Consider the following 15,205-nt stretch of genomic DNA (forward strand, 5'->3'; position numbering starts at 1 on the left):
CGGCACGGGGCCGGGGCGCCTTGCTCAGGCGTACTGCTCGACCCCGGCCGTGGACCCCTTCTTCAGTTGCGCGAACAGGGCCTGGGCCTTCGCCTCGTCCCACAGCACGGACGAACCGGCGGCCGTCTGGGCGTTGGTGTTCCCGACGGGCACCACCATCGCCACCCCGCCCGAACCGTTGGTGCGGCGCAGGGCCAACGCGATCCGGGCCAGCTCCAGGGTGTTGGTGCCGGGGTCGCGGCTCACCAGCTGGGTCGAGGCGTCCCAGAAGGTCCAGTACTTCCAGGGCAGCAGCATGGTGGGTGACATCGCCTTCTGCACCACCTTCGAGATCACCTCGCGCTGCCGCTTGGCGCGCCCCAGGTCACCCATCGGGTCGCTCTTGCGCATGCGCGAGTAGGCCAGCGCGTCCTTGCCGTTGAGCGTCTGGCAGCCGGCCGGAAGGTTGGCGTGCGACTGCTGGTCGACCATGGGCTTGTCGAGGCAGACGTCGACCCCGCCCACGGCGTCCACCAGTTTGGGGAAGGCCAGCATCTTGATCTCGAGGTAGTGGTCGACGTGCAGGCCGGTGTTCAGCTCGACGGTGCGCACCAGCAGCTGCGGGCCACCGAAGGCGTAGGCGGCGTTGATCTTGTTCTTGTTGTGGCCGGGGATGGGCACGTAGGAATCGCGCGGCAGCGAGATCAGCACCGGCTTGCCCGAGGTGGGAATGAACAACAGCATGATCGAGTCGGTGCGCTGGCCCGAGGCGTCCGTGCCCGCCAGCAGCACCACCTGCCCGGGGGTGTCGGCCGGACGATCGGCGGCGAAGGCCTGCACGGTGCCGCCCTTGCCGAGGAACCACATCGGAGTGGCGATCAGGAAGACCAGGTAGGCGACCAGCACGGTCACCAGCAGCGACCCGGCGCCGAATCGACGCCGCCGCGGGCGTCGCTGGTGCGGGGGTTGCTGCGGGGTTGGGTGCTGTGCAGGTGGGTGCTGGGGATTTGGGTGCTGGGGCGCGGGTTGCTGCTGCGACGGGGGTCGCGTGGACGGCCCTCGTGACGATGACCCTCGTGATGATGACTGGGGGCCGTAGGACGAGGGCACCGGCCCCTGCGGGCGCGAGCGCGGGGGCCTGGCCTCGTCGGTGCCGTACAGCCACTCCAGGTCTCCGGAGCGGTCCTGCGCGTGGTCGCCCCGGTTGCTGGGGTTGCCGGGGTCGCGGGGGTCGCGGGGGTCGCGGGAAGCATTCACCTCTCCACGGTAACCACCGGGCCCGGGTGCGACGGCGCACCACGACCCCGGTCGCACGCGATCGCGCCTCTTTCGTCCCCCAGCGGCAGAGGTCGCACCTCCCCGCATCCCACCTGGTGGGGGGCGCGGCGTGGCAGGTGGGCCGCCTCGGCCGGTCGCCGCATACTGGACAGCGCCCTGCTTCCCCCCCAGATCGGAGAGCCCGTGCCACCAGAGCCCGTGCAACCCGCGCCCATCTCGGGCGAGCCCGCGGATGCCCCCACGGTGGCCCAGAGGAGCGAACGCGTGGCGCTGCGCCGCGGCATCGGCTACCTCGTGGGCAGCATCGTGCTGCCCGGGTGTGCGCAGTTGGTGGCGGGCAACCGGCGGGTCGGTGTGATCGCGCTGCGGGTGATCGGCGCCCTGCTCTGCGTGGTGCTGCTGGTCGGACTGCTGGCCCTGGTGTGGCGCGGTCCGGTGGTGGCCGTGGCCGCGAACGGCACGTTCTGGCGGGCGATGCAGTGGGTGGTGATCGCCCTCGGGGTCTGTTGGGCGGCACTGATCCTCGACGCGTGGCGGGTCGCTCGTCCGTTGACGATGGCGCCGCGCGGCCGGCTGGGCTTCGGCGTCGCCTCGTTGGTGCTGGCCATGGCCGTGTTCTTCGCCTCGCTGGGGCTCGGGTCGATGGCTCGCGCTCAGGGGGACCTGTTCTCGAGCGTCTTCGCCGGCGGCGGCAGCAAGAAGGCCAACGCTGGCCGCATCAACGTGCTGCTGCTGGGCGGTGACGCGGGCGCCGACCGGCAGGGGCTCCGTCCCGACTCGGTCACGGTCGCCTCGGTGAGTGAGGCCACCGGACGCACCGTGCTGTTCAGCCTGCCGCGCAACCTCGAGGACGTGGAGTTCCCGACCTCGTCGCCGCTGCACGCCCTCTACCCCGACGGGTACTCCTGCGACGACCACTCGTGCCTGCTGAACGCCATCTACACACTGGGGCAGGAACACGCCGACCTGTACCCGGGCGTGAAGGATCCCGGGGTGCAGGCCACCAAGGAGGCGGTCGAACAGACCCTCGGCCTCTCGATCAACTACTACGCCATGATCGATCTCGCCGGCTTCATCAGCCTGATCGACGCCGTGGGCGGCATCACCCTCGACGTCAACAAGCGGGTGCCGATCGGTGGCGGCACCTCCAAGGTGTTCGGCTACATCGAGCCCGGCAAGAACAAGCACCTCGACGGCTACCACGCCCTCTGGTTCGCCCGGTCGCGGCACGGGTCGACCGACTACGAGCGCATCATCCGCCAGAAGTGCGTGATGAACGCCATGCTCAACCAGCTCAACCCCGCGACGGTGGTGGTCAAGTTCAACGACATCGCCGGAGCGGGTGAAGAGATCGCCGCCACCGACGTGCCCTCGACCGAGGTGAACCGACTGATGACGCTCGCCTCCAAGGCCAAGTCGAAGCCGATCAGCTCGGTCTCGTTCACCCCGCCGCTGATCTACCCGGGCAATCCCAAGCTCGACGTGATCCGCACCACCGTGAAGCAGCGGATCGCCGCCTCGGAGGCCTTGGACGACCCGTCGCGGCGCTCGTCCACGGCGTCGAGCGCGCCGGCCGCCTCGAGCGCGCCGACCACCGCCGAGCGGCCGGCGACCAGCGCGTCCGCCCCCGGCTCGGCGTCGTCCACCACCGCCGACGACAACGGCACCCCCCAGCCCCAGAACGACGACCTCTCCGAGGTCTGCTCGGTCTCCTGAGCGGGTGTCGAGCCGGTTGTTGGATGACCTGCAAGGATGGGCAGCGTGAGTGAACCCTGGCCGACGCTGAGCGTCGTGATGCCGGTGCTGAACGAGGAACGGCACCTGCGCACGTCACTGAGGGGCGTGCTCGACCAGGACTATCCCGGTGACCTCGAGATCGTTCTCGCCCTGGGCCCGTCGACCGACCGCACCGCCGAGATCGCCGCCCAACTGGCCGCGGACGACCCCCGCCTCGTCGTGGTCGAGAATCCGTCGGGAACCACCCCCGACGGGCTCAATCGGGCGATCGCGGCCAGCAGTCACGACGTGGTGGTGCGGGTGGACGCCCATGGCGAACTGGGCCCTGACTACCTGACCACCGCCGTGGCCACCCTGCAGCGCACCGGCGCCGCCAATGTCGGCGGGCTGATGGACGCGCGCGGCACCACCGACTTCGAGCGTGCCGTCGCCGCCGCCTACAACTCCCGCATCGGTCTGGGCGGGGGAGCCTTTCACCTGGCCGATTCCGAGGAGGGGCCGGCGGAGTCGGTCTTCTTGGGGTGTTTCCGGCGCGAGGCCCTACTGCGGGTGGGCGGCTACGACCCCGACCTGCGCCGTGCGCAGGACTGGGAACTGAACCTGCGCCTGCGCGAATCGGGCGAACTGGTCTGGTTCACGCCCCGCCTGCGGGTGACCTACCGGCCGCGTTCGACGGCTCGGGCCCTGGCCAAGCAGTTCTTCACGACGGGCAAGTGGCGCCGCGAGGTGATCCGCCGGCACCCGCAGACCGCGAGCGCCCGCTACCTGGCGCCCCCGCTGGTGGTGTTGGGTTCGGCCGTGGGCCTGGTGGTCGGGCTCGTCGGCGTCGCCACCGGCCACCGCGCCCTGACCGCGGCCCTGGTGGTGCCGGCCGCCTACGCCGCCGGCGTCTGCATCGGTGCCGCCGGGGTGAAGGGCGACCTGCCGTGGCGCGCGCGTCTGCGCCTGCCTGCGGTGCTCGCCGTCATGCATCTGGGGTGGGGCGCGGGGTTCGTTCGCGGCCTGACCGCCGACGAGCGGACCAATCCCGACCCCGCGCCGAGGCCCACGGCCTGAGGCTCCCGAACAATCACGTCACGCAGTGGCGCGTGGAGGCCCGATCGGGCCCCGATGGCGGCACTGCGGCACGCCATCGTCCCGGCTGGGCCGGCCGACGTGTCAGGCGGTGAGCTCGGCGGCCGCGATTGCCGCGACCTGCTCGTCGCTGGCGGGTCCGTCGACCAACACCAGCGAACCGCCGCCGAGCACCACACCGACCAGGGCGGTCAGCACCTGCCGGGGGTCGTCGCCGCGCACCAGCAGCCGGGTGCTGATGGGTGCCATGCCCGCGAGCGCCGCCCCGTCCAGGTCGCCGGCCGCGTCACTCCACCACAGGTCGGTGGGGGAGCCGGGCACGTGCACATCGGGTTCGGAGAGGATCTCGTGCGCGTCGGTCACTCCCGGCGCCGGCACGGACAGCCCCAGGCCGAGGGGATGGAGCGAGCAGGCGACCGTCTCGACGCCGGGCACCGGTGAGACGTCCTCGGGGCCGACGACCACGAGGTCGGCACCCTCGACGCCCTCCCTGGGGCCCACCACGGCGCGCCCGCCAGCCTGCCAGGTCGCGACCACCCACACCCACGCCAGCCAATGCCCCGGGTGGTCGTGCACGACGGGCAGCGCCACCACCGCCTCGTCGTCCACACCCAGGGTGTCGCACAGGTTGCGGGTCTTGTCGACCCAGTTGGCGAACGTGGTGGCCGACAACTCCACGCGGGCTCCCGTCGCGGGCTCGTACCAGGTGAGCAGGGGACGAGCGCCGTCGCGCTGAACACGGTTCTCGAGGGCGGTAAGCACGGCGCCAGTCTAGGGAGGGGCCGCGAGCCTTGGGAGGGGCGGCCGCTACGCTTCAGGGCATGCGCTACATCGTCATCGTCGCCGGTGGTTCGGGCAAGCGGCTGTGGCCGCTGTCGCGCCAGGGGGAGCCCAAGCAGTTGTTGCCGTTGATCCCGGACGCCTCGGGTGCCCTGGATGCGTCGCTGCTGCGGATCAGCTACGAGCGGGTGTGCGGGCTCGTGCCCGACGAGCGCATCCTGATCTGCACCGGCGCCGACTACGCCGACCGGGTGGCCGAGCAGGTGCCGGAGATTCCGGCCGCCAACATTCTCGGCGAGCCGGAGGGCCGCGACTCCCTCAATGCGGTCGCCTGGCCCGCGGCGGTGCTGGCGGCCCAGGACCCCGACGCCGTGATGGCGGTGCTCACCGCCGACCATGTGATGCGCCCCGAGTCGTTGTTCCGCCAGCGGCTCGAGGAGGCCTTCTCGATCGCCGAGTCGCAGCCCGATGCGCTGGTCACCTTCGGCGTCGTGCCGACCAGTCCGCAGACGGGTTTCGGTTACCTGCGCCGGGGTGCCGAGGTCGGCGGCCACGCCTGCGAGGTCACCGAGTTCACCGAGAAGCCCGAGCGCCGGGTGGCCGAGCAGTACCTCGCGTCGGGCGAGTACTGGTGGAACTCCGGCATGTTCGTCTGGCGGGCCGCCACCCTGCTGATCGCTCTGGCCGAGGTGCTGCCCGAGACGCACCGGCAGGTGAGCGCGTTGGCCGCGGACCCGTCGTTGCTCGCGACCATCTATCCGAGCCTGCACAAGGTGTCGGTCGACTACGCGATCATGGAGCCCGTCTCACGCGGTCGGGCGCCGGGTCGCGTGGTGGCCGTCGAACTGCCCATCAGTTGGTACGACGTCGGCTCGTTCCTGGCCCTGGCCGGTCAGCTCCCGGCCGACCCGCACCGCAACGCCCGCCAGGGCGAGACGGTCGTGCTCGACAGCTGGGACAACCTGATCATCAACCGCACGGACGACCGGGTGGTCGCGGTGTCGGGCCTGCGCGGCATGGCGGTCGTGGTCACCGACCGGGCGACGATGGTGGTGCCGCTGGCCGACTCCGAGCGTGTCAAGGATCTCGTGGCCCGGGTGGCCGAGGAGGCCGGGCCCGCGTTCGCCTAGCCGCACGGCTGCTGGGCCGCCCTGTCCTAGAGTGAGGCGATCCCATCTCTTGGAGGAACCTCCGATGTCGCAGCAACCCCAGCCCCAGTCGTCGTCCGCCGTGCCGGGGGTGAACCGCCTGCGGCCAGCGCTCGCCTGGGGGCTGGTGGGCCTGACGGTCGCCAGCTACCTGGTGGCGTGGATCTCCGGATTGACCCAGAACGGCGGGGGCGGACTGCGGAGCATGTCCCTCTATTCCGGTGGCGGGCTGACCACGCTCACCTACGCCCTGCCCGCGCTGGCGGCCCTCATCTGGAGTGCCGCCGGCTCGCCGCGTCTCGACGTGAAGGTGCCGTCGTTGGTGCTGGCGGCCACGCTCGCGTTCGACGTGGTGACCGGGCTCGGCTTCGGCGTGGTCGCCCTCAGCAACCGTGACTGGCGTTTCGGCACGGCCGCCTACGACCTGCTCGAGCTGCTGGCCAAGGCCGGCGCGGCGGTGGTGGCCTACCTGCTGGCCACCCAGACCACCGGCGGACGAGTCGCCCTGCCGCCAGCGAACCAGACCCCTTCAGGCCAGCGGAACCAGGCCGTGCAGCCCTACCAGCAGGGCCAGCCCCCCACCTGGCAGCCCGACCAGGCCTCCGGTGGCGCCTGGCTGCGCGCGGGCGATGCCGCCAGTGGCGCGTCGGCGTCCACGTGGGGAACCCCCGGGGCGAGTTCGCAGGGCAGCGCCAGCTGGCAGCCCCAGCAGCCGCAGCAGCAGTGGAACCCCCAAACCCAGCAGACGCAGAACCAGCAGCCCCAGAACCAGCAGCCCCAGCAGCAGTGGCCCGCGACGGGGCAGCCCGACCCCTGGCCCCAGCCGCACCCGGCCGACGAGGAGGAGGGCACGGTGCTTCGTCCGGCGCCGCAGTGGCCCCAGCAGCCCCGCGACTGATCCACGCGCCATCGAGAGGGATGACTCCGACAAAATCGATGCGCCACGCCGAGGAAGCCCGACTTTTTCTCGCCTTCAGCTTGACGAAGTGGAACCACACGCTTGTAATTTGAGTCAACGCATCCGTCACCGGGCGGGCGTGTGGGTCGAGAGGAATACGGAATGCGCGATCTGGTGACAGTGCTGTCGAGCGCCGACGGACCACTCGAGTGGCAGGAGCGGGCCCTCTGCGCGCAGACGGACCCCGAGGCGTTCTTCCCCGAGAAGGGCGGCTCGACGCGAGAGGCCAAGAAGGTGTGCGAGACCTGTGAGGTCAAGCGGGAGTGCCTGGAGTACGCGCTCGCGATGGACGAACGCTTCGGAATCTGGGGCGGACTGTCGGAGAGGGAGCGCCGTCGGCTGAAGAAGCGCGCGTGAGGTTGGCCGAGTCCGCCTAGACTCGGCACCTGATCGCCGTCCGGATCCGCGGATGGTGACCATCGTCCACCGGGAGGAGGCCCCGTGACCGACCAGACCTCGGACGTCGACTGGTCGTGGGCACACGAGACCACCCCCGCACCCCAACCCACGATCTCCCCGGCCGAGGTGGCCGCCGTGATGGTCGTGCACGACGGGGCCGAGTGGCTCGCCCGCACCCTCGTCTCCCTCGGGCGCCTGGATGATCGCCCGGGCCTGATGATTGCGGTCGATGCCGGCTCCACCGACGGCTCCCGTGAACTGCTGGAGCGGGCCGTTGACGAGGGTCTCCTCGACGAGGTCGTCGACGCTCCCGCCGGCGGTTTCGGACGAGCCCTGCAGGCCGTCGTCCCGATGCTCCCGCCCGACCACGTGTGGTTGTGGCTGCTGCACGACGACGCCGAGCCGCGCCGCACCGCCCTGCACGAACTCCTGCTGGCCGCGTCGTCCACCCCCACCCCCGACCTGCTGTTTCCCGCCCTGCTCCAGCCCCAACGGCGCAACCACGCAACCCGGGTGAGCGAGGTGGGCCAGTCGGTGACCGCCACGGGCGACCGGCTGCTCTCGGTCGAACCGGGCGACGTCGACCAGCGGCAGCTCGACGAGGCCGACACCCTGGGCGGGTCGAGCTGTGGGCTGCTGCTCACCCGCGCCGCCTACGACGCCCTCGACGGCTTCGACCCCGACCTGCCGCTGCACCGCGACGGCGTCGACCTGGGCTGGCGGGCCCACGAGGCCGGGCTGCGCGTGCGCACCGCCCCTGCCGCCGGGCTGCACCACCGGCAGGCGAGCCGGTTCGGGGAACGCCCCGACAGCCCCGACCCCTCCCTCGACCGACTGCTGGGCATGCGCGTGGTCGCCGCGCACGCGCGCCACCCGCGGCGCACCATCGTCTGGCTCGCCCTCACCGCCCTGCTCAAGGGGCTCGGACTGCTGATCGGCAAGTCGCCCCGGGCCGGGCTGGCCTGGTGGCGCGCCGCCGCCGCCCTGCTGGGCGACGGCGAGGTCGTCCGCCGCATGCACCAGCGCAACCCCGGTGCCGCCCTCGCGGTGCCGGCGGTGCGGTCGCTGCGGCCGACGAACCTGCAGTCACTGCGCGCCAGTCTCGATCGCCTCGCCGGCGGCTTCTCGGATCGCTACCGCGACCTGCGCGACGACCGCTCCGACACCTCGATCGACGACCTCACCGGTGACGACTTCTCCGGCGGACGATCGGGCGGTCGCCTGGTGTCGCCGGTGACGGTCGTGCTGGCCTCGATGCTGGTGGCCTCGCTGGTGGTGGCCCGCCACTACCTGGGGCCGGGCCATCTGGTGGGGGTGCGGTTGTTGCCGGCTCCCGACACGCTCGGTCAGGCCTTCCGGTTGTGGTCGGCCGAGCCCGTGGCGCTGCCGGGCGGCAATGCCCCCTGGCTCGGCTGGGCCGCGCTCGGCTCCACCCTCACCCTCGGCTCGCCCGAACTGTTCGCCCGCCTGCTGATCTTCGGGGCGCCGCTGCTCGCCACCGCCACCTGCCTTCGCCTCACCCGCTGGGTGCTGCGCGGCCACGGCGCCTGGGTGCAGGCGAGCCTCGCCGCCCTGTGGGGGCTCGGTGTCGTGCTGCTGGGTTCGACCGGACGAGGCCTGCTGGCCACGTCGATGACGGCCGTGGTGATGCCGCTGGTCGCCCTCGCCACGGTGCGCTGGTTCGCCCTCGACCGCACCGACCGGCCGAGTGCGGGGGAGTCGTCCGATGACCTGCCCACCGGCGCCGAACTGTGGCGGGCCCCCGCCTCGCTGGCACTGTGGCTGGGGGTGCTGGCCACCGCGACCCCGCTGTTCGCCGTGGTCGCGGCGGTCACCGCAGTCGTTCACGCCTTCGTCCGGCGCCGCTGGAGCCTGCGGACCGCCCTGGTCGCCCTCGGACCGCTGGCGATGATCGGTGTCTGGGTGCCGCGGTTGCTGCACCACCCGGGCAGGCTGCTGACGGCCGCCGACCCGCTGAGTGTCGCCCACCTCGATCCTCCCCGGGGCGCCTGGCTGCTGGTGGGCGGCTCGGCCGGCGGCTGGACCGCATGGGTGAGCGGCATCGTGGTGGCCGTGCTCGCGCTGACCGCCGTCGGTGGTGCCGTGCTCGCGGCCACCCGCGGACGATCGGGACCACTGGGCTGGCTGGCGGTGGGGGTGGCCGGTTTCGGGCTGGCGACCACGCTCGGCAAGCAGGCCTTCATGCTCGACGGGGCCGTCGCCCGGCCGGCCGTCGACACCTGGCTGCTGATGGGTTTCGGGGCGCTGGTCGTCTCGGTCTCCCTCAGCTATGACGCCCTCTCCCGCGATCCCGGCGGACGATTCCGCGGCGTCGCCCGGGCGCTGGCGGTGTCGTCGGTCGCGCTGCTGATCGCCAGCGCTGTCGCCTGGATCCCGGGCGACCGGATCAGCCAGCTCTCGGTCGTCGAGTCGTCGTTGCCCTCCTACGTGGTGGCGGTGCAGGACTCGCCCCGCCGCTCCCGCACCCTGATGATCGACACGTCGAGTCAGGGCGTCGTCCGGTGGAACGTGGTCAGCAGCACCCAGCCCCGCTGGGGGTCGGCGGAGCAGAACCCCGCCGGTGACGAGGCGGCCTCGCTGGCGTTCGGGGCGCTGGTGAAGCAGATCGCCGAGGGCGCCCCGTCGGACGAACTGGCCCAGAGCCTGCGCGCCCGCGGTGTCGGTCACCTGTGGCTGCGCAGCCCGTCGAGCGTGCAGACCAGTGGGCTGAACAATGCCCCCGGGCTGGTGCCCGGATTCGTCGATGAGAACACCCGCGTCTGGACCGTCTCCGAGGGAGCCACCTACCAACCGCCGGCGCGCCGGTGGGGCGTGACCGCCGTGGTGCTGGAGTCGCTGGTGGCCGTCGTGCTGGCCGCCCTCGCCGCCCCGGTGCTGGGGCAGCAGGGCGGGGCGGCCGCCCGCCGCTCGGCGGGTGCGCGTGAGGGGAGTGCCGCATGACCGTTCGTCGACGCCTGCTGGTGGCGGGCTCCGCCGTCGTCGTCGCCTCGGCGCTGCTGGTGACGGGGCTGACTCGTCCGGTCGAGTACCGCGAACCCACCCGACTGCCCGACGTGGCCACCCTGCAGATGGGGGTCTGCCCGGTGCAGGGAGCCTCGGGAGACCTGGTGGGCGGCACCACCCCCGGCGCCAGCGTGCGACTGCTCTCCGACCAGGCCGCCACGATCGACCCCAAGGCGGCCGTCAACGCGCCCGTCGTGGTCACCCAGAGCACCACCGGCGGGGTGCTGCCGCCCGGGGTCAACCTGACCTCGTCGACGGGGCGCAGTTTCGCGGCCTGCACCGAACCCACGTCGACGTCGGCGGTGCAGGTGCCCGACCCGGCCGTCTCTGACCTGTTGCTGCTCAACCCCGACAAGACCCCCGCCGTCGTGAACCTGTCGCTGAGCTCGGTGACCGGCAACCTCACCAGCGCGGGTTCCCGCGGCCTGACGGTCGGGCCTGGCCAGGTGAGGGTGGTGCCGATCTCGGTGCTCGCTCCCGGGTCGGACCCGGTGACCGTCGTGCAGACCTCCACCCAGGGTCGGGTCGTGATGGTCGGGCGCACCGTCGACGGCTCCGTCGACCAGCTCGCGGCCACGCAGCCCGCCCCGGAGGTCTTCCTGCCGGGAATCGCCTCGGGGTCGAGCCGCACGCGGCTGGTGATCGGCAACCCCGGCGACGACCGCGCCGAGGTGACCGTCAAGGCCATGAACGGGCGCGGGGAGTACGTGCCAGTCGGCACCGAGAACGTCTCCGTCGACGGTCAGTCCAGCGTGATGCTCGACCTGACCACCGCCCTCGCCGGCGAGGCGACCGCCCTGCGGGTGACCTCCGACAAGGCACCCATCGTCGCGACGGCAGAGATCAGGGTCGGCAGCGACACCGCCATGGTCGGGTCGGCGCCGGTGGCGAAGGTGATCAGCGACATCCCGGCCTCGAGCGTGGTGCAGGTGATCAACCCTCAGGCCCAGCCGATCACGGTGAAGGTGGTCTCCGGCGGCAAGACCACCCAGCTGAGGGTGCCGGCGCTGGGAGCGGCCGGCACGCAGGTGCAGGCCGAGCAGCGGATCACACTGGTGAGCCCCCAGCCGATCGCGGCCGTGGCGATCGCCTCGACCTCGGGGGTGGCGGTGCAGCCCCTTCGTCCCGCCGTGATGCAGTCGACGCAGGTGCAGATCGACCAGGATCCCCGGCTGGGCTGACCCCCGGCTGGATAGACTCAGTCGTCGTCCTCGTCGCCCACCAGGGGGTCGAGGTCGTCGGGGGTGCGCCCGGTGAGCGCGGCCAGTTGTTCGACCACGGTGCGGTGCACGAGTCGACGCAGGTGGCGACGACCGGACGAACGGTGCTCCAGCGGGCGACGGTAGACGACGACCCGCGCCGGTTCGGTGGCCGACGCCTCGATGGCCGCGGCCAGCGCCACCCGGGTGTCGTGGTCGCGCACCGGGGGAACCTCCTCGACGCCGACGTCGATGTGCTCGAGCAGGCCCGGCTGAAGGCTGCCGATCCGGGCCAGGGAGGCCGTCAGGCACTCCTCGAACCAGCCCGCCGGGGTCGGGTTGCGGCGGGGCGCCCCCATGGGCGTCACGGGGCCACGCAGGCCCCGGTCGTGGCGGTCGCGGCGCTTCATCGTCGCCGCCTCACTGCCGCACCCACTGCACGGGTCACGGCTGCACGGGCACGGGTGCCGGCGAGGCGATCACGCGCAGGTGTCGCTTCTCGGCCAGCACCACGACCTCTCCGCCGAGGTCGGCCGGGGCGATCGGGTCGTCCACGCGCATGCCCACCTCGCGGATGGCGTCGGCCAGCGCCAACAGGTCGTCGAGCGGTGCGACGGTGGGGCCGTCGTCGTCGGGCAGGCGAATCGTGTCCCACCCTCGCGGTGCGGTGGTGGTGGTCGCGTGCTGGTCGCACAGGTCGTAACTGCCCGGGTGCGACTCGGGGCTGAGCGGCCCGATCACGGCGGTCTGGTCGGCGTACACATACGTGAGCGTCGTGGTCGCCTTCGCCCGGCAGGTGGTGCGGGTGCACATTCGCGAAGCCATGGGGGTGAGGTTACGACCGCCCGGCCCGCGGGTGTGGCAGGCGCGCTGGGTCGGGCCACGGCGATAGTCTCGACAGCGTGATCAACCGTGTCGTGTTCAAGGCCAATGACCTGCGGGGCGTGGTCGCGGCCAAGGGAGTTCCGGGGGAGTGGGACGAGGCCGGCGCCGCCCACGTGGGTCAGGCCTTCGCCGAGGTGGCCGGGCTCGCCGGTCAGCGGATCGTCGTCGGACGAGACATGCGCGTCTCGGGCGAGGCCATGAGTGCCGCCTTCATCGCCGGCGCGCGCTCGCGCGGGGTCTCGGTGCTCGACTCGGGGCTCAGCAGCACCGACCAGCTCTGGTACGCCTCGGGTTCGCTGGACCTGCACGGGGTGCAGTTCACCGCGAGTCACAACCCCGCCAGCTACAACGGCATCAAGTTCTGCCGCCCCGGGGCGGCACCCGTCGACGGTGACTTCCTCACCCGCGTCGCCGAGCGTGCCCTCGAGCTCGACGCCGCCGTCCCCCCCGTCGGTGAGCCGGTCGACGGGGCGACGCTCGAGACCATCGACACCCTTCCCGGGTACGTCGAGACGCTGCATTCCCTGGTCGGCACGACGGGGCTGCGCCACCTGAAGGTCGTGGTCGACGCCGGCAACGGCATGGCCGGCCACACCGTCGGCCCGGCGCTCGCGGGGCTCGACCTTGAGCTGATCGGCCTCTACCTCGAGCTCGACGGCAGCTTTCCCCACCACCAGCCCAACCCGTTGGAGCCCGAGAACCTGGTCGATGCCCAACGGGCCGTCCGGGAGCACTCGGCCGACCTCGGTCTGGTCTTCGACGGCGACGCCGACCGGTGCTTCCTGATCGACGAGCGCGGCGAGGTGATCACGCCCTCGGTGGTGACGGCGCTGATCGCCGCCAATGAGCTGGCACGCGAACCGGGCGCCACCATCGTCGTGAACACGGTCACCTCGGGCACCGTCGAGCAGGTCGTCACCGACCTCGGCGGACGCGTGGTCACCTCGCTGGTCGGTCACACCCACGTGAAGGCCCTGATGGCCGCCGAGCACGCCATCTTCGGCGGCGAACACTCGGCCCATTACTACTTCCGCGACTTCTGGGGTGCCGACACCGGCATGCTCGCGGCCCTGCACGTGCTCGCCATGCTCGGACGATCCGACCAGCCCATGTCGGCGCTCGTGCGCGACTACCAGCGGGTGTCGAACTCGGGTGAACTGAACTCGACCGTGGCCGACCAGGCCGCCGTCGTCGATCGGGTCGCCCGGGCCTTCGCCGACCACGGGTCCATCGACCGGGTCGACGGACTCACCGTGCGCGGCGTCGATGCCGACGAGCGTCCGTGGTGGTTCAACGTGCGCGCCAGCAACACCGAGCCCCTGTTGCGGCTCAACGTCGAGGCGGCCAGCGACGAGGTGATGGTCGCGATCCGCGATGACGTGCTCGACCTGATCCGCCCACCCGAGACAACCCAAGCCAAGCCAACCCCAGCCAGCCACATCCCCGATCCCGACGGAGCCTGACATGTCGAACCCGACCCCCGAACTGGAACTCTCAGCCGAGTTCCTCGAGATCGCCGCGTGCCCTGCCTGCCATGCCAAGTTCGCCGTCGACTACGACGCCCACGAACTGGTGTGCACCTCCAGCGTCTGCGGACTGGCCTACCCCGTGCGTGACGGCATCCCGGTGCTGCTGATCGACGAGGCCCGTTCCACCCTCGAGAACTGAGCGGCCATGTCGTCCGGTGACTTCGACGACGCGCTGCTGGAATCGCGCGACCTGTCCCCCCGCGCCGACGACCTGTTGCGGTCGCTGGCCTCGGCGGGGTCGCGGGTGCGCCGGGAAGCGGCGGGGTCGACGGACGAGCACCCGGCCGCCGGTTTCGAGGCGGGGCTGCGCCCCCGCGGCGTGATCGTGGTCGGCCCCGAGGCCCGGCTGGTGCGGGCGGTGCTCGAGCCGGTCTGCCCGGTGCCGTTCATGGCGTGGCCCCACCCCGGCCTGCCCGCCTGGGTCGGCGCCCTCGACCTGGTGGTGGTGATGGCGCCCGGCGGGTCCGATCCGGCGCTGGTCTCGTCGACGGCCGAGGCGGTGCGGCGCGGGGCGGCCGTGGTGGTGGCAGCCCAGCAGGGGTCGACGGTGGCCGAGCGGGCGGGGTCGCGGACGACGCTGACGCTGCCCCTGTCGACAGGTGATGCCCTCGCATGCGTGGTGCAGGTTCTCAGCGTGCTGCACCAGCTGGGGCTGGGGCCGTTGGTGGTGCCCGAGCAGGTGGCCGACGCCGCCGATCTGGTGGCCGAGGAATCGTCCCCCCACCGTGACCTGACCACCAACCCCGCCAAGGAACTCGCCGTCGCCCTGGCCGACGCCCAGCCGCTGGTCTGGGGCGGCACGGTGCTCGCCGCCCGCGCCTCGCGGCGGGTGGCGGAGGCCATCCGGCGGGCGACGGGTCGCGCGGCCCTGGCCGCGGACGCCAGCGAACTGCTGCCGGTGATCGAGGGGGTGCGGGAGCGCGACATGTTCGCCGACCCGTTCGAGGACGGTGCCCAGCCACGCCCGGTACTGGTGGTGCTGGACGACCCCGCCGGCGATGCCCAGGTGCGGCAGGACCGCAGCACGCTGCTGGCGTCGGCGCAGGCCCATGACGTGCGGGTGTGCCTGGTGTCGGCCGTGGGCGAGCAGGCCGGGGACCTGCAGCAACCCAATGCGATGGAGACCAGCGCCATGGAGACCTACGTCACCCTGCTGCAGAAGGGCCTGTACGGGGCGGCCTGGCTGGGCATCGGGCTCGGCACCGTAGGCTGAGC

The 15,205-nt window shown here is 72.2% G+C and carries 14 protein-coding genes; 10 read left to right on the plus strand and 4 right to left on the minus strand.

The window, feature by feature from the left end; translation table 11 throughout:
* Nucleotides 1-24: 24 nt before the first annotated feature.
* Complete coding sequence (locus tag ACSDQ9_RS12810; RefSeq protein WP_435147615.1) at nucleotides 25-891, minus strand: LCP family protein; 867 nt, start codon at nucleotides 889-891, stop codon at nucleotides 25-27.
* A 630-nt stretch (nucleotides 892-1,521) separates the two neighbouring features.
* On the opposite strand from ACSDQ9_RS12810, the gene ACSDQ9_RS12815 reads away from it, so the two are divergent.
* Nucleotides 1,522-2,973 carry an LCP family protein gene (locus ACSDQ9_RS12815; protein WP_435147617.1) on the plus strand — a complete coding sequence of 484 codons (1,452 nt, stop codon included), beginning with the start codon at nucleotides 1,522-1,524 and terminating at the stop codon, nucleotides 2,971-2,973.
* Between the two features lie 45 nt (nucleotides 2,974-3,018).
* Nucleotides 3,019-4,050 carry a glycosyltransferase family 2 protein gene (locus ACSDQ9_RS12820; protein ID WP_435147618.1) on the plus strand — a complete coding sequence of 344 codons (1,032 nt, stop codon included), beginning with the start codon at nucleotides 3,019-3,021 and terminating at the stop codon, nucleotides 4,048-4,050.
* A gap of 102 nt (nucleotides 4,051-4,152) precedes the next feature.
* Here ACSDQ9_RS12820 and ACSDQ9_RS12825 read toward each other — a convergent pair whose 3' ends face one another.
* On the minus strand, nucleotides 4,153-4,830 hold the full coding sequence (locus ACSDQ9_RS12825; protein ID WP_435147620.1) for a TIGR03089 family protein: 678 nt from the start codon (nucleotides 4,828-4,830) through the stop codon (nucleotides 4,153-4,155).
* Between the two features lie 59 nt (nucleotides 4,831-4,889).
* On the opposite strand from ACSDQ9_RS12825, the gene ACSDQ9_RS12830 reads away from it, so the two are divergent.
* From ACSDQ9_RS12830 to ACSDQ9_RS12850, 5 genes are all read left to right on the plus strand, one after another.
* A complete protein-coding gene (locus ACSDQ9_RS12830; protein WP_435147622.1) occupies nucleotides 4,890-5,978 on the plus strand; it encodes a mannose-1-phosphate guanylyltransferase in 1,089 nt (362 codons plus the stop codon).
* 64 nt (nucleotides 5,979-6,042) lie between these two features.
* Nucleotides 6,043-6,894, plus strand: a complete 852-nt coding sequence (locus ACSDQ9_RS12835; protein WP_435147623.1) for a hypothetical protein — start codon at nucleotides 6,043-6,045, stop codon at nucleotides 6,892-6,894.
* A gap of 162 nt (nucleotides 6,895-7,056) precedes the next feature.
* Entirely contained in the window at nucleotides 7,057-7,311 is a 255-nt protein-coding gene (locus ACSDQ9_RS12840; protein ID WP_435147625.1) for a WhiB family transcriptional regulator, read from the plus strand.
* A gap of 84 nt (nucleotides 7,312-7,395) precedes the next feature.
* Complete coding sequence (locus tag ACSDQ9_RS12845) at nucleotides 7,396-10,314, plus strand: glycosyltransferase (RefSeq protein WP_435147627.1); 2,919 nt, start codon at nucleotides 7,396-7,398, stop codon at nucleotides 10,312-10,314.
* On the plus strand, nucleotides 10,311-11,558 hold the full coding sequence (locus ACSDQ9_RS12850) for a DUF5719 family protein (RefSeq protein ID WP_435147629.1): 1,248 nt from the start codon (nucleotides 10,311-10,313) through the stop codon (nucleotides 11,556-11,558). Before ACSDQ9_RS12845 ends, ACSDQ9_RS12850 begins: the two co-directional genes overlap by 4 nt.
* Before the next feature lie 17 nt (nucleotides 11,559-11,575).
* Here ACSDQ9_RS12850 and ACSDQ9_RS12855 read toward each other — a convergent pair whose 3' ends face one another.
* Nucleotides 11,576-11,986: a metallopeptidase family protein gene (locus ACSDQ9_RS12855; RefSeq protein WP_435147631.1), complete on the minus strand. Its 411-nt coding sequence runs from the start codon at nucleotides 11,984-11,986 to the stop codon at nucleotides 11,576-11,578.
* Nucleotides 11,987-12,020: 34 nt separating this feature from the next.
* The gene (locus ACSDQ9_RS12860; protein WP_435147633.1) at nucleotides 12,021-12,401 is read right to left on the minus strand and encodes a DUF3499 family protein; all 381 of its coding nucleotides are present in this window, start codon (nucleotides 12,399-12,401) and stop codon (nucleotides 12,021-12,023) included.
* Nucleotides 12,402-12,478: 77 nt separating this feature from the next.
* Here ACSDQ9_RS12860 and ACSDQ9_RS12865 point away from each other — a divergent pair, with 77 nt between their 5' ends.
* The 3 genes from ACSDQ9_RS12865 to ACSDQ9_RS12875 are packed head-to-tail and all read left to right on the plus strand — an operon-like array spanning nucleotide 12,479 to nucleotide 15,203.
* Nucleotides 12,479-13,924, plus strand: coding sequence for a phosphohexomutase domain-containing protein (locus tag ACSDQ9_RS12865; protein ID WP_435147635.1), 1,446 nt, complete (start codon nucleotides 12,479-12,481; stop codon nucleotides 13,922-13,924).
* A gap of 1 nt (nucleotide 13,925) precedes the next feature.
* On the plus strand, nucleotides 13,926-14,129 hold the full coding sequence (locus tag ACSDQ9_RS12870) for a Trm112 family protein (RefSeq protein ID WP_435147637.1): 204 nt from the start codon (nucleotides 13,926-13,928) through the stop codon (nucleotides 14,127-14,129).
* A gap of 6 nt (nucleotides 14,130-14,135) precedes the next feature.
* Complete coding sequence (locus tag ACSDQ9_RS12875) at nucleotides 14,136-15,203, plus strand: SIS domain-containing protein (protein WP_435147639.1); 1,068 nt, start codon at nucleotides 14,136-14,138, stop codon at nucleotides 15,201-15,203.
* Nucleotides 15,204-15,205: the final 2 nt, after the last annotated feature.

Origin of the sequence: Aestuariimicrobium soli (assembly GCF_051192575.1) — a bacterium.
GTDB lineage: Bacteria > Actinomycetota > Actinomycetes > Propionibacteriales > Propionibacteriaceae > Aestuariimicrobium > Aestuariimicrobium soli.